Raw genomic sequence first — 12,345 nt, 5'->3', positions numbered from 1 at the left:
GCGGTTAAACCTAATTTAAATAAAACAAATCACTAGCAATTCCATCCGTTAAAAATTTTCCTTTTAAAGTGGGTTTTAGAATGTTGTTTTCGATGGAAAGTAAATCATCATTTAAGAATTTTTGAGATTGTTTCTTCAGATAATTTAAATATTCCGTTCCAAATTCCTTTTCTATTCTTTCTAGAGAAACGCCCCAAATTGTTCGCAATCCAGTCATAACATATTCATTATAGCGATCTGAAACCGTTAAAATTTCAGTTTCAATAGGAAGTTCGTCGTTTTGAATTGCTTTCAGATAAAGTGAATTATTCGCAATATTCCAGCCTCTTTTTTCACCGTCATAACTATGTGCTGAAGGACCGATTCCGATATATTTTTTACCAAGCCAATAGGCCGAATTATTTTTGGAGAAATAATCCTCTTTTCCAAAATTGGATAATTCATAATGAATAAATCCGTTGTTTTGAAGCATTTCAACCAAAATATTAAAATGGTTAGAAGCCACTTCATCCTGAGGTTCGGCAACTTTTCCGGTTTGGATTAATTTGCTCAAAGCCGTTTTAGGTTCTACAGTCAAAGCATAACTCGAAATATGCGGAATACCAAAATCCAAAGCAGTTTGAATATTTTGTTTCCACATTTCATTACTCAAACCAGGAATTCCGTAAATCAAATCCAGCGAAATATTATCAAAATATTGGATCGCTTCTTCCAAACATTTTTTGGCTTCCGCCGAATTATGAGCGCGATTCATCATCTTCAAATCTTCTTCATAAAAAGACTGAATCCCAATGCTTAAACGGTTTATCGGACTTTTGGATAGTTCTAAAATACGCTCAGCCGACAAATCATCTGGATTTGCTTCAAGGGTGATTTCAGGATTTTCAGCAACTTTATAGTTTTTGTAAACTTCTTCAATTAGAAAATTTATTTCAAAAGAAGTCAACACAGAAGGCGTTCCTCCGCCAAAATAAATGGTTTCGACAGTCTCATTTTTAAATTCACTTTTTCGCATAGCAACTTCTTTAGCCAAAGCCAAAACCATTTCGTCTTTCTTCTTCATCGAAGTAGAAAAATGAAAATCGCAGTAATGGCAGGCCTGCTTGCAGAAAGGTATGTGAATGTAGATGCCGCTCATTTTTTTTAGTGTTCAGTGGTCAGGTTTTTAGTGATCAGGTTAGTGGTCAGTTTTAGTATTTTGATTAAATTGATCACTTAATTCTGAATACTTAATATTGTAATCTACTGATCACTAATCTTGACTCCAAATTTTCCTGGGTTTAAAAGCATATAATTAATTAGTTTTCCGATTTCCATACTTTCGGATAAAAGTTCATTGTAATATTCATTTGAAATATATTTACAAGCAAGAGCAAATTCGAGCCAAACTTGTGTTTCAGAATTTTCACCATCAGAATCAGTTAATTTACTGTAAAAATGTTTTGGATAAATACGTTTTCTGTAAGCTTCTGCAATCGTAACAGGAACACTTCTGGACGAACGTCTAATCTGATCAGTTAAGGAATAAGTTTCTTCTTTTGGAAATCGTTTTGTAATATCAAATATCTTCATTGCTAAAGAAAAAGATTTTTTGTAAGCTAATAAATCTTGAAATCTCATTTTTATTTTTTATTCACAAAAGAAACATTTGTAAGAATTATTCCAAAATATTTATATTGTTTTTTATCACTGACCACTAAAAAAACTGACCACTGACCACTACTTGTTAACTCGATCCTCATTCTGTTTCACAAAAGCGTCCCAGCCCGAATAACTTTTCCCGGCGATAACTTTTCCCGAATTAAAATGATGACAAACTGCAGCCGCTAAACCATCGGTCGAATCCAGATTTTTGGGCAATTCTTTTAAACCCAAAAGTTGTTGCAGCATTTTGGCAACCTGTTCTTTGCTGGCATTTCCGTTTCCTGTTATTGCCATTTTGATTTTTTTAGGTTCATATTCTGTAATCGGAATATCGCGTGAAAGTCCCGCTGCCATCGCAACGCCCTGCGCACGACCTAATTTAAGCATCGATTGCACGTTTTTACCAAAGAAAGGCGCTTCAATCGCAATCTCATCTGGATGATGTGTTTCGATTAATTCGATAGTTCTTTCAAAAATAATTTTTAGCTTTTGATAATGGTTGTCGTATTTGGAAAGCTGCAATTCATTCAACTGCAGAAACTCCATTTTTTTGTTTGTGACTTTTATCAATCCAAAACCCATAATCGTGGTTCCAGGGTCAATACCTAATATGATGCGTTCTTTTGTCAATTTTTAAAGTGTTACGCCGAGATACACTAAGATTACACAGAGATTCGCAAAGTTTTTTTTAATCTTTGCGCAGTTTCGTGTTTTCTTTGAGAATCTTTGTGCAATAGCATTATTACAATACTTTATGTTACTTTTGCGGCATGATTTCAATTCCTCACAAAGCTAAGCAATTCCTCGTTCTTCTAATCAAACTTTTGATTGTTGGCGGTGCATTTTATTTTATTTACAATCAGCTGGCGAACAACGATAAATTAGACTGGCAGAAGTTTATTGCTTTATTCAAAAAAAAACAATCTGTTTTAGGAATTGGTTTCATTTTATTATTAAGTGTTTTGAATCGTTATTTTGAGATTTTGAAATGGCAGAATCTCGCACAAGTAATTCATAAAATATCCGTTTCAGAAGCCTCAAAACAAGTTTTAGCTGCTTTAACAGCCGGAATTTTCACTCCAAACGGAGTTGGAGAATATGCCGGAAAAGCATTGTATTATCCAAAATCTGATGCTAAAAAAGTTGTTTTCTTAAACTTAATCTGCAACGGAATTCAGATGATCTTAACGATTGTTTTTGGGGTTTTCGGTTTGTTATATTTCAATGCAGAATTTAATGTTATTACAACCAAAACAGTAATGATTTTATTTGGCGGATTTCTATTGATTTTAGTGCTTTTATTTTCCATCAAAAAAATAAAAGTAAAAGGATATTCTATAGAAAAACTGATTCATAAGATTAACGAAATTCCTAAAACTGTTCATCAAAAAAACATTCTTCTGGGAATCTGCCGTTACTTGGTTTTCTCGCATCAATATTACTTTTTGTTTCTTGCTTTTGATGTCGATTTGCCTTATTTAACTTTAATGGCAGCGATTACATCGGTTTATTTCTTAGCTTCTTCCCTACCCACTTTTCAGTTTCTGGATTTTGCTGTAAAAGGAAGTGTTGCCATTTATTTTTTCGGAAAACTTGGCGTAAACGAATGGATTGTAGTTTTTATCAGCACTTTAATGTGGTTTTTAAATGTCGTTTTACCAGTAATAATCGGTGCCTTTTACGTCTTAAATTTTAAAACAAAAACCATAGAATGATTTTCGTATTGTTTCTCATATTAACCATTTACTTCATTACAATCGGAATGCTTGTTTATGGTTTTACAAGAGTAAAAAAATATCAGAAATCAAATGCAGTACCAAAAACCAGTTTTACGATTATTGTTCCTTTTCGAAATGAAAAAGAAAACCTTCCGTCGCTTTTAGAAAGTTTTTCTAAACTAAATTATCCCGAAAATCTATTCAAGGTAATTTTAGTTGATGATGCTTCATCTGAAAAGTTTCAAGTTTCAGGTTTCAAGTTTCAAGTTACTGTTGTTGACAATCTTAGAGTTTCAAAATCTCCAAAAAAGGATGCTATTACAACTGCAATAAAACACGTAAAGACCGATTGGGTAATTACTACCGACGCTGATTGTATTGTTCCTCAAAATTGGCTTTTAACATTTGATCATTATATTCAAGAAAATCAGGTTTCGATGCTGGCGGGCGCAGTTACTTATAAATGTCAAAATTCTTTTTTGCATCATTTTCAGCAATTGGATCTAGCAAGTCTTCAAGGCGCAACAATCGGAAGTTTTGGTTTAAACAAAGGTTTTATGTGTAATGGAGCTAATTTTGCCTACACCAAATCATTGTTTGAAAGCTTAAATGGATTTGAAGGAAACGACAAAATTGCCAGCGGAGATGATGTTTTTTTACTCCAAAAAGCAATTGAAAAATTTCCAAAACAAGTTCATTATTTAAAAGCACAAGAAGCCATTGTTACCACAAAACCAACAGAAGATTGGAAATCCCTATTCTATCAAAGAGTGCGCTGGGCGGCCAAAACAAGTTCGTACAGAAGCTCGTTTGGAAAAATACTCGGATTGATTGTTTTCTTTGGAAATTTGAATATTATGATCGGACTTTTCTTGTTGCTTTTTGGAATTCTGCAGTATCCGATTTTCGTTTTATTCGTCTTTACTAAGTTTTTAATTGATTTTGTGCTGCTTTATAAAACCAATCAATTTTTAACAAACACTAAAATCAAAAGTCTTTTACTTAGCAGTTTATTTTATCCATTTTTCAGTTCTACAGTTGCATTATACAGCTTATTTGGTTCTTATCAATGGAAAGACAGAAGGTTTACAAAATAATTGAAATTATTTCTTGTCCTTAGCTTTTAAAATAACAGGTAAAATAAACTGTGTTTTTACAGGAACACCGCGTTTTATTGCCGGATTAATTTTAGGAAAATCAACCAAACGTGCATGCAGAATACTGTCAATTTTTATGGTATCGTAAGCTACCGAATCTTTGCGAAACTGAGGTTCAAATTTCATTGTCGCATTCGGAAAAACAGTTACTTTTACTTCAATCGTATCCAATTCAGGATATAAAATAGATAAAGTATCAACGTTTAATTTTTCTTCGATTAGATTCGACATCACTTCAAAAAAACATTGCTGACGAACCGCTTTATCTGTTATTTTATCGCATTCGGGTACAGACGGATATTCATCAACTTCTTTCCAATTTATCGATTTCAATTCCTTCTGCAGTAATTCTTTCTCAGACGGAACCTGCTTCTCAAAATATTGACAAGAGCTAAAAAGAATACAAATAAAAAAAGGGAAAAACTGCTTCAAAGTTTTAGAATTAATTTGAAATAAAAAATAGAATTGTAAAAATACGATTATTTTTTTTGAGATGCTTTGTAATCCAGATAATCTTGATAGTTTTCAGACAGCCATTTTTCTTTATTTTGAACTGCAACTTCTTCCTGATCAGGACATAAAAGAGCAAGACGATCTGAAAAAGCAGCAATCTGAACTGTGTAATTTTAAAATTCTGTTTTGGTTAACCAAATAGCTTCGTTACTTTTTTTGTCAAAAAACTCAAAAAAAGAGCATCAAACTCTTTCATAGAGAAATTTAAAACTTTTTTCTTATTACTTTTATATAAACTGTCTTGAAGTATTTGATCATCCAAAGAAAGTTTTTTAGACTGTGCACTAAGATTAGCACCAACTATAAAAGTCAGCCACAAAAAAAGCAGCATCTGAAAAATTGAATGCATCTACAAATTCATTTTGTAAGTGCAAAATTACAAAAAATATATGGATTTAGTCTTAGTTTTATTAGGTTTTATATGCATTATCGTTGGAATTTTAGGGAGTTTTATCCCTGTCCTTCCTGGTTTATCAAGCAGCTGGGTTGGTTTACTATTATTATATTTAACAAAGGCGGTCGAAAATAATTACTGGGTTTTAGGAATTACATTTTTATTAATGGTCGTCATTACCATTCTAGATTATGTAATTCCTGCAAAAGGAACCAAGAAATTTGGAGGAAGTTCTTACGGCGTCTGGGGAACCAACATCGGGCTTCTGGTCGGAATCCTTGCTCCCATCCCTTTCGGCTTTATTATTGGTCCTTTTGTTGGAGCATTAATCGGCGAATTACTTTACGATTCTACCAATCACAAACGTGCTTTTAAAGCTGCAACCGGTTCGCTTCTTGGCTTTTTAGCATCAAGTTTTGTAAACTTTCTTTTTTCAGTAATCTACCTCGGAATTTTTCTGGTTATTGTCTGGCAGAACCGTATTTTGCTGTTCTAAATGTTAATTTTATTTTAAGCTTTTTCTTATTTTTTTGAAATTACAAAAAAAACTCTTAATTTTTTTTATTGCTTTTTTTACACTATTTAGCAATCAAGGCATTATATTTATTGGTTTCTGCCATTTTAAGGTCTAAAACGCTGAGAATCTCGAAAGTAAATTTTTAACTTATTTTTTGGAAATGTTAATTTATTTTATATTTTTATCCTGATAAACGATAAAAAGCCTCACTTTATCGATTATTTTGATTGAGTTTAAATAATGTTTATTTAATAAGTTAAGCGTATGACCCCAAACCTACAAATTGAACTTAGACGTTTTATTTCTTCTAATGTTGTCTCCAAACTAAACAAGTTTTATTTTGAAAATGATGCCCTTTTAATCAAAGGAATCGATGTCTCAATCGGAACAATTTTAATGGGACTTTACAACAAATCCGAAGAAGCCGATTTTTACTCAGAAATTGTTTCAATGCTTCCCGAAAGTTCTACTTTTTACCAAGAAGTCGATTTTACTGCCGGAAGAATTTTATCAGTCGACGAATGTTACCGCCTAGAAGGAAATCCATTACTTAAAGAATTATTCTCAAACAAAAAAGGCAGGATTTCAGAAATGGTTTCAAACGAAGTCGGCATCAAAAGCGAAACTGCCAGAGAAATATTAAACTTTTCAGCACTATTAGTTGTTTCTTATCTACGCTACAATCTACAACTAATAGAAAGTCTAAAACTTCTTCTAGAAGATCAAAAAAGAGAAGTATTAAACAGCATTCCTCCTGGAATCAAAATCATCCTAGGTTTTTCAAATTACGAAACTGTCGAAGAAAAAAACCAATCTATCGGAAGATCAATTTTCACCCTTTTCGGACATAACTTTTTCAGTTTCTAGTAAATAAAAAAATCCCATTTTCAAAGAAAACAGGATTTATATAATTTTTATAATTTGAAAAACATTAACCGTTTTTCAAATTGATAATTTCTTGATCCGTCAAAAAGCGCCAATTTCCTCTCGGAAGATTCTTTTTGGTCAACCCAGCAAATGAAACACGGTCAATACGCAAAACATTATAGTCAAACGACTCAAAAATAGCGCGTACCACTTTTACATTTGCCGTACGTAATTTCAAACCAACCTCACTTTTAGGTTCGTTGTCAATATAACTTACTTCTTCAACAGAAACGCGGTGTCCGTCTAGAACCAAACCTTTGCTTATTTTTTCTAAATCCTCAAATTTCAAATTCTTATCCAAAGAAACTTGATAAATTTTAGGTGATTTCTGGTTCGGTAAACTAAACTTACGAATCATATCCGTATCATTGGTAAACAACAATAAACCAGTCGTGTTTTTATCCATTCTGCCAACAGCAGCAATTTTGGCATTTGTTGCACCACGCACCAATTCCAAAACATTGCGATATTCCTGGCCTTCGTCAAAAGCAGTTGTAAAGTTTTTAGGTTTGTTCAATAAAATGTATTCCTTTTTTTCTGGCGTCAAAGTAACACCGTCAAAATTTACAACATCATTTAGTTTTACCAAATACCCCATTTCAGTAACCGGAACACCGTTAACTTTAACGTTTCCAGACTGAATATAAATGTCAGCGTCACGACGAGAACATACACCAGAATTAGAGATGTATTTGTTCAGACGAATTTCGTCAGAAGCTTTTTGTCTTTTCGGAGCCTGATTCTGCTTTTTAAATTTTTGCTCTGCCGCTTCTTTTGCAGCTTTCACTTCTGGTTTCTCTTTCTTAGGACCTTGAGCGCGCTTTGGTAAAGCAGGTTTTGGCTTATTAGAGTTCGACCTAGAACTATTTGGTCTAGAACCGCCTCTTTTATTATTGCCTTCCTTATTGTTCATAAAAATCATTAATTTGTGCAAAGATAGTTTTTTCCTGCTAATAAATCTTAAGTTCAATGTCCTAAGATCAATACGATTAACATTTTGATCATCAGGAGCATTACAATTGGCATTTATAGAGACATGGTTTCCCGCTGTTCATTCCAATCTTTTATTTTTTAAAGAAAAAAATAAAAGGATTTTCCCTTCCATCGGGGCTAGATTCAATCAATTGGCTTTTTTTGAGAAAACTTTTCTACCACAGAGATTCGCAGAGCTTTTCACAAAGATGCACGGAGTTTTTTTAAATCTTTGTGTTGATTTCTTCTACATTCAAGATTCGCGGAAATTATAAATTCATTATGAAAACCTATGCGAATCTCTGTATTATAAAAAAATTTAAAATCTAGAAAGCAAAGCCCTTCCGTGCCACAAAACACTCGGATTAATCAAGACAATACAAAAAACGCCGGCCACGATCAAGAATTTCAGCACATTATGAAGTTTGAGATATTCCTCTTTAGAGTTCGATTTCCATAAATACAGCAGGAAAAAAAGCAAAACCCCAAAGCACACATAAAAATAAATATCCATATAACCCACATCATAAATATTGACCAAAATATACACGGGCAAAATCGTCAAAAAGGTCAGTACCGTAATTATTTGCTTAGAAACCTTTTCTCCATAAAGAACCGGAATCGTACGATAATCATTAACCAAATCACCTTTTAAATTTTCAAGATCCTTAATCATTTCGCGAATTAACAGCAGTAAAAACAAGAATACTGCATGCGCCCAAATCACAACAAAATGACTCATATGATTCTCAATTTCTTCAAACGAAATTTTATTATAGAAATAAAGTAAAATCGCAAAAAATGAAGTTACAGCCAAAAGTGCCGACATCAAATTTCCAATAATCGGATACTTTTTGATTTTATGCGAATAAAACCAAATCATGAAAATATAAGCCGAAAAGAATAAAAATGCGCGCCAGGAAACTATAGAAGCCATTAAAACGGCTAGAAAATTCAAACTAAAATAAACGGTAAGTTTGGTTTTTTGACTTACCAAACGATCCAGCATCGATTTATTGGGTCTATTAATTAGATCTTTCTGACTGTCGTAAAAATTATTGATAATGTACCCCGAAGCAATTGTAATCGCCGAAGCAAAAACAATTAGAAACAAATAAAAATCAAGAAGAATATCAAGCGCCCTAATTTCTGGAGCCAAAATAAATATCGCAGATAAATATTGTGCCAGTACAATAATCGGAATATTGTAACCACGAACTACAGAGAACAAACTAACAATTTTCATTATTAAAATTTTATTTTGTCTGCTCAGCATTTCTTATAGGTTATAGTTTTTAGAGCCTAATTTAAGGCAATTATTTTTTTTAGAACGATTAAAGCTTATTTTTTAATAAATTTTTAGAACCAAATCCCAATTTTCTAATACAGGACAATGCTTCTTTCTGCGAAATAGCAACTTCTGTAATATCTTTTTTCTCTACAAAAACCACCGATCCGCTCCACGGATTTGGCGCATCCGGAACAAAAACAGCAAATTTGTTTTCGTTTATTTCCTCTATCAAAAAAGCAAATTGCAGTCCAGCATCTGTAGGAACCAAAATGACTTTTAAATTCTCATTAGATTCGATTCCCATAATACTTTCATTCATGTTTTTCATAAACGAATATCCAGGAACAAAACTCAAAACACTTTCTTCTAGTTTCTGAATAAGTTTTTTAGCAAAAACAGTTCTAGATATAAGTCCGGCAGCCAAACAGATAATTACAATAATTAAGATGGCTGCAATTTCCTGCAAAGCCAATCCCAGAATTTTAACTCTAGGCAGATTATTTACAATCGGATTGGTTACTTTTTGCGTTATAGAATAGCCTTTTTCTAAAAGCACAAGCAATAAAACTAGAGGAGCCAAAAACAGAATTCCTCCCAAAAATGTTGCTTTGATGATTTTTAAAATACTTTTCATAATTATATATCTTTTAAAGATTAATTGAAAGAAGAGTATTTAGCAGCTATGTCTTATAAACGCAAAGTTTAAAATTGATAAACGACTTCTAATTTGTAGTCTTTCAACGAAGCTTTGGCGCGTTCCAGATCTTCAGTAAAGCCTAAGATATAACCGCCTCCGCCAGAACCGCAAAGTTTTAGATAATAATCGTTTGTATCAATTCCGTGCTGCCAGATTCCGTGAAACTGTTCCGGAATCATTGGTTTGAAATTATTCAAAACCACTTTAGAAAGTTTCTTGGTATTGGTAAACAAAGATTTCATGTCGCCTTGCAAAAAGTTTTCTACGCAGGCATCTGTATATTTTACAAAATGATTTTTAAGCATTGCACGGAAACCTTTGTCTTTAAGGTTTTCCATAAAGATATTTACCATTGGAGCAGTTTCTCCAACAATTCCAGAATCTAACAAAAAGACAGCACCTTTTCCGTCAAAACTCTGAGTCGGAATTCCAGTTGCTTCGATATTATCTTTGGAATTAATTAAAATCGGAATGCTTAAATAACTGTTTAATGGATCTAAACCAGAACTTTTTCCGTGGAAAAAGCTTTCCATTTGAGAAAATACATTTTTTAAATGTAATAATTTTTCGCGTGTAAGATTTTCTAAAACGGTAATTTTGTTAGTAGCATATTTGTCATAAATCGCTGCTACAAGCGCACCGCTGCTTCCAACACCGTATCCTTGCGGAATACTAGAGTCGAAATACATACCGCTTTCAATATCACTTTTTAAAGTCTCCAAATCAAAAGTAACCAATTCCGGTTGCTGTGTATGAAGAACTTCAAGATAAGAAGCAAAACTTATTAAGCTTTTGTTTGATGCGATAGCTTCTTCCGAAGGTTCTTCGGATTTTTTTAAAGCACCGTTGTAAAAATTATAAGGGATAGAAAGTCCTTTAGAGTCACGGATGATTCCGTATTCTCCAAAAAGTAATATTTTCGAGTAAAATAATGGTCCTTTCATTTTTTATTTTATGTCTTTTTTATTTAATCAGAAGTTTTCTGTTTATTCTTAACCTTTAATATATAATCCAATAATCATCATTGCTAAGGCAAAAAACAGACCAACAAACCATTTTATCATGTCATTTTTTGCATCTACAATTTCTTTTTTTACAAAATCTTTAGTAGCAATTTCATTTTTGTCTTGTCTAATTTCTTCGCTGATAGTTCTGTCGATTGCTTCCACAAATTCCTTAGCCTTATTCTCATCAAGATTAAGTTTCTTTTCTAAATAAGTCATAAAGTTTTATAGTCGCAGTATTCATCTATTTTAGCTTTTTGAAGTATTAAAGATACGCAAAATTACAATGCAATTGCACCGTTTCCAATTTCGTCGCAAATGTACTGACTATTCTGACAGAAAGCAACTAATTCGGTTTGAATAAATTGCAGTACTTTTTCTTTAACATTTTCAGGATAAAGCACATGTACATTAGCTCCAGCATCTAGTGTAAAACATACTGGAATCTGAGTTTCGCTTCTAAATTTCCAAATTGCATTGATAATTTGAAGCGTATTTGGCTTCATCAAAATATAATAAGGCATCGAAGTCATCATCATTGCGTGTAAAGTCAACGCTTCACTTTCTACAACTTTGATAAATTCTTCAATATTTCCGTTTTCAAAAATGCTAATTAATTGATCCAGATTTTCGTGTGCCTGAGCAAAACGTCTTTCGGCATACGGATGATTGTGCATCAAATCATGTCCGACTGTACTCGAAACCTGTTTTTCGCCTTTATCAACTAGTAAAATGGTATCTTGATAATTTTTGAAATTTTCATGAATTGTATGCGGAAATTCAACTCCAAATAAGTCGGTACTTACTGGAATATTCTTCTGATTTCCCCAAACCACCACATTTCCTTTTACGCTTCTACAGGCACTTCCAGAACCTAAACGTGCTAAAAAAGAAGCTTTTTGGTAAAAATAATCCTCCGTCATTTCTGGATTCAATTCTTTTTCCAAACTCATAAAATTCATTGCCAAAGCCGCCATTCCAGAAGCAGAAGAAGCAATTCCCGAACTATGTGGAAATGTATTCTGCGTATCGATCGTAAAATGATAGTCTTTTAAAAACGGCAGATAAACGGCAACCCTTTCTAAAAACTTTTGAATTTTTGGTTTGAAATCTTCTTTTGGTTTTCCTTCAAAAAGTAAATCAAAAGAAAAGGTTCCCTGATTTTCTTTCTTCAAAAAAGCAACTTTCGTAATCGTCTTACAGTTGTTCAGCGTAAAACTCACCGACGGATTTGCCGGAATCTGATTGTCTTTTTTACCCCAATATTTAACTAATGCAATATTGCTTGGAGCGCTCCACTCAAAGCTTCCGTTATCGATTGTTGAATTATATTTCTGCGGAATAAAATCGGCTGCTGTAAACATGAATTATAAAATTTTGGCAAAGATAACTTTTAAATTTTTTCACCATATAAGTTATATAAGAAAATATAAAGCTGCTTTCTTAAATGAACTTATATTACTTATATGGTTTCATTTTTCTTTTGATTATTTTTGAATTCAAAATTTGAT

Annotated in this window: 14 protein-coding genes; 4 read left to right on the top strand and 10 right to left on the bottom strand. The window is 32.6% G+C overall.

Annotation, left to right across the window (positions count from 1 at the left end; translation table 11 throughout):
- Positions 1-10: 10 nt before the first annotated feature.
- The 3 genes from hemW to ruvC form a co-directional block, all read right to left on the bottom strand.
- On the bottom strand, positions 11-1,138 hold the full coding sequence (hemW, locus tag ACFSC2_RS12700; RefSeq protein ID WP_379815063.1) for a radical SAM family heme chaperone HemW: 1,128 nt from the start codon (positions 1,136-1,138) through the stop codon (positions 11-13).
- 104 nt (positions 1,139-1,242) lie between these two features.
- Complete coding sequence (locus ACFSC2_RS12695; protein WP_379815064.1) at positions 1,243-1,620, bottom strand: four helix bundle protein; 378 nt, start codon at positions 1,618-1,620, stop codon at positions 1,243-1,245.
- Positions 1,621-1,719: 99 nt separating this feature from the next.
- The gene (gene ruvC, locus ACFSC2_RS12690) at positions 1,720-2,274 is read right to left on the bottom strand and encodes a crossover junction endodeoxyribonuclease RuvC (protein WP_379815065.1); all 555 of its coding nucleotides are present in this window, start codon (positions 2,272-2,274) and stop codon (positions 1,720-1,722) included.
- A 140-nt stretch (positions 2,275-2,414) separates the two neighbouring features.
- On the opposite strand from ruvC, the gene ACFSC2_RS12685 reads away from it, so the two are divergent.
- Positions 2,415-3,359 carry a hypothetical protein gene (locus ACFSC2_RS12685; protein ID WP_379815066.1) on the top strand — a complete coding sequence of 315 codons (945 nt, stop codon included), beginning with the start codon at positions 2,415-2,417 and terminating at the stop codon, positions 3,357-3,359.
- Positions 3,356-4,459 carry a glycosyltransferase family 2 protein gene (locus ACFSC2_RS12680; protein ID WP_379815067.1) on the top strand — a complete coding sequence of 368 codons (1,104 nt, stop codon included), beginning with the start codon at positions 3,356-3,358 and terminating at the stop codon, positions 4,457-4,459. The genes ACFSC2_RS12685 and ACFSC2_RS12680 overlap by 4 nt, the downstream gene beginning before the upstream one ends.
- Before the next feature lie 6 nt (positions 4,460-4,465).
- Here ACFSC2_RS12680 and ACFSC2_RS12675 read toward each other — a convergent pair whose 3' ends face one another.
- Positions 4,466-4,951, bottom strand: a complete 486-nt coding sequence (locus ACFSC2_RS12675) for a hypothetical protein (protein ID WP_379815068.1) — start codon at positions 4,949-4,951, stop codon at positions 4,466-4,468.
- A 470-nt stretch (positions 4,952-5,421) separates the two neighbouring features.
- On the opposite strand from ACFSC2_RS12675, the gene ACFSC2_RS12670 reads away from it, so the two are divergent.
- Entirely contained in the window at positions 5,422-5,922 is a 501-nt protein-coding gene (locus tag ACFSC2_RS12670) for a DUF456 domain-containing protein (protein WP_379815069.1), read from the top strand.
- A gap of 285 nt (positions 5,923-6,207) precedes the next feature.
- Positions 6,208-6,810 (top strand): DUF937 domain-containing protein, encoded by a 603-nt coding sequence (locus tag ACFSC2_RS12665; protein ID WP_379815070.1) that lies wholly within the window; start codon positions 6,208-6,210, stop codon positions 6,808-6,810.
- Positions 6,811-6,874: 64 nt separating this feature from the next.
- On the opposite strand, the gene ACFSC2_RS12660 is transcribed toward ACFSC2_RS12665, so the two are convergent.
- From ACFSC2_RS12660 to ACFSC2_RS12635, 6 genes are all read right to left on the bottom strand, one after another.
- Positions 6,875-7,783: a pseudouridine synthase gene (locus tag ACFSC2_RS12660; protein ID WP_379815071.1), complete on the bottom strand. Its 909-nt coding sequence runs from the start codon at positions 7,781-7,783 to the stop codon at positions 6,875-6,877.
- 378 nt (positions 7,784-8,161) lie between these two features.
- The gene (locus tag ACFSC2_RS12655) at positions 8,162-9,118 is read right to left on the bottom strand and encodes a geranylgeranylglycerol-phosphate geranylgeranyltransferase (RefSeq protein WP_379815072.1); all 957 of its coding nucleotides are present in this window, start codon (positions 9,116-9,118) and stop codon (positions 8,162-8,164) included.
- Between the two features lie 58 nt (positions 9,119-9,176).
- Positions 9,177-9,767, bottom strand: coding sequence for a DUF502 domain-containing protein (locus tag ACFSC2_RS12650; protein ID WP_379815073.1), 591 nt, complete (start codon positions 9,765-9,767; stop codon positions 9,177-9,179).
- A gap of 68 nt (positions 9,768-9,835) precedes the next feature.
- Complete coding sequence (locus ACFSC2_RS12645) at positions 9,836-10,774, bottom strand: mevalonate kinase family protein (protein WP_379815074.1); 939 nt, start codon at positions 10,772-10,774, stop codon at positions 9,836-9,838.
- A gap of 48 nt (positions 10,775-10,822) precedes the next feature.
- Positions 10,823-11,053, bottom strand: a complete 231-nt coding sequence (locus ACFSC2_RS12640; protein ID WP_379815075.1) for a hypothetical protein — start codon at positions 11,051-11,053, stop codon at positions 10,823-10,825.
- Positions 11,054-11,115: 62 nt separating this feature from the next.
- Positions 11,116-12,198 (bottom strand): diphosphomevalonate decarboxylase, encoded by a 1,083-nt coding sequence (locus tag ACFSC2_RS12635; RefSeq protein ID WP_379815076.1) that lies wholly within the window; start codon positions 12,196-12,198, stop codon positions 11,116-11,118.
- Positions 12,199-12,345: the final 147 nt, after the last annotated feature.

The sequence above is a fragment of the Flavobacterium artemisiae genome (assembly GCF_042678225.1).
GTDB lineage: Bacteria > Bacteroidota > Bacteroidia > Flavobacteriales > Flavobacteriaceae > Flavobacterium > Flavobacterium artemisiae.
This window is presented reverse-complemented; position numbering and strand designations above follow the sequence as displayed.

Excerpts from the sequence above, each read along its gene's own strand:
- hemW (WP_379815063.1), bottom strand. The coding sequence starts at position 1,138 with ATGAGCGGCATCTACATTCACATACCTTTCTGCAAGCAGGCCTGCCAT.
- ACFSC2_RS12695 (WP_379815064.1), bottom strand. The coding sequence starts at position 1,620 with ATGAGATTTCAAGATTTATTAGCTTACAAAAAATCTTTTTCTTTAGCA.
- ACFSC2_RS12685 (WP_379815066.1), top strand. The coding sequence starts at position 2,415 with ATGATTTCAATTCCTCACAAAGCTAAGCAATTCCTCGTTCTTCTAATC.
- ACFSC2_RS12680 (WP_379815067.1), top strand. The coding sequence starts at position 3,356 with ATGATTTTCGTATTGTTTCTCATATTAACCATTTACTTCATTACAATC.
- ACFSC2_RS12670 (WP_379815069.1), top strand. The coding sequence starts at position 5,422 with ATGGATTTAGTCTTAGTTTTATTAGGTTTTATATGCATTATCGTTGGA.
- ACFSC2_RS12665 (WP_379815070.1), top strand. The coding sequence starts at position 6,208 with ATGACCCCAAACCTACAAATTGAACTTAGACGTTTTATTTCTTCTAAT.
- ACFSC2_RS12660 (WP_379815071.1), bottom strand. The coding sequence starts at position 7,783 with ATGAACAATAAGGAAGGCAATAATAAAAGAGGCGGTTCTAGACCAAAT.
- ACFSC2_RS12655 (WP_379815072.1), bottom strand. The coding sequence starts at position 9,118 with ATGCTGAGCAGACAAAATAAAATTTTAATAATGAAAATTGTTAGTTTG.
- ACFSC2_RS12650 (WP_379815073.1), bottom strand. The coding sequence starts at position 9,767 with ATGAAAAGTATTTTAAAAATCATCAAAGCAACATTTTTGGGAGGAATT.
- ACFSC2_RS12645 (WP_379815074.1), bottom strand. The coding sequence starts at position 10,774 with ATGAAAGGACCATTATTTTACTCGAAAATATTACTTTTTGGAGAATAC.
- ACFSC2_RS12640 (WP_379815075.1), bottom strand. The coding sequence starts at position 11,053 with ATGACTTATTTAGAAAAGAAACTTAATCTTGATGAGAATAAGGCTAAG.
- ACFSC2_RS12635 (WP_379815076.1), bottom strand. The coding sequence starts at position 12,198 with ATGTTTACAGCAGCCGATTTTATTCCGCAGAAATATAATTCAACAATC.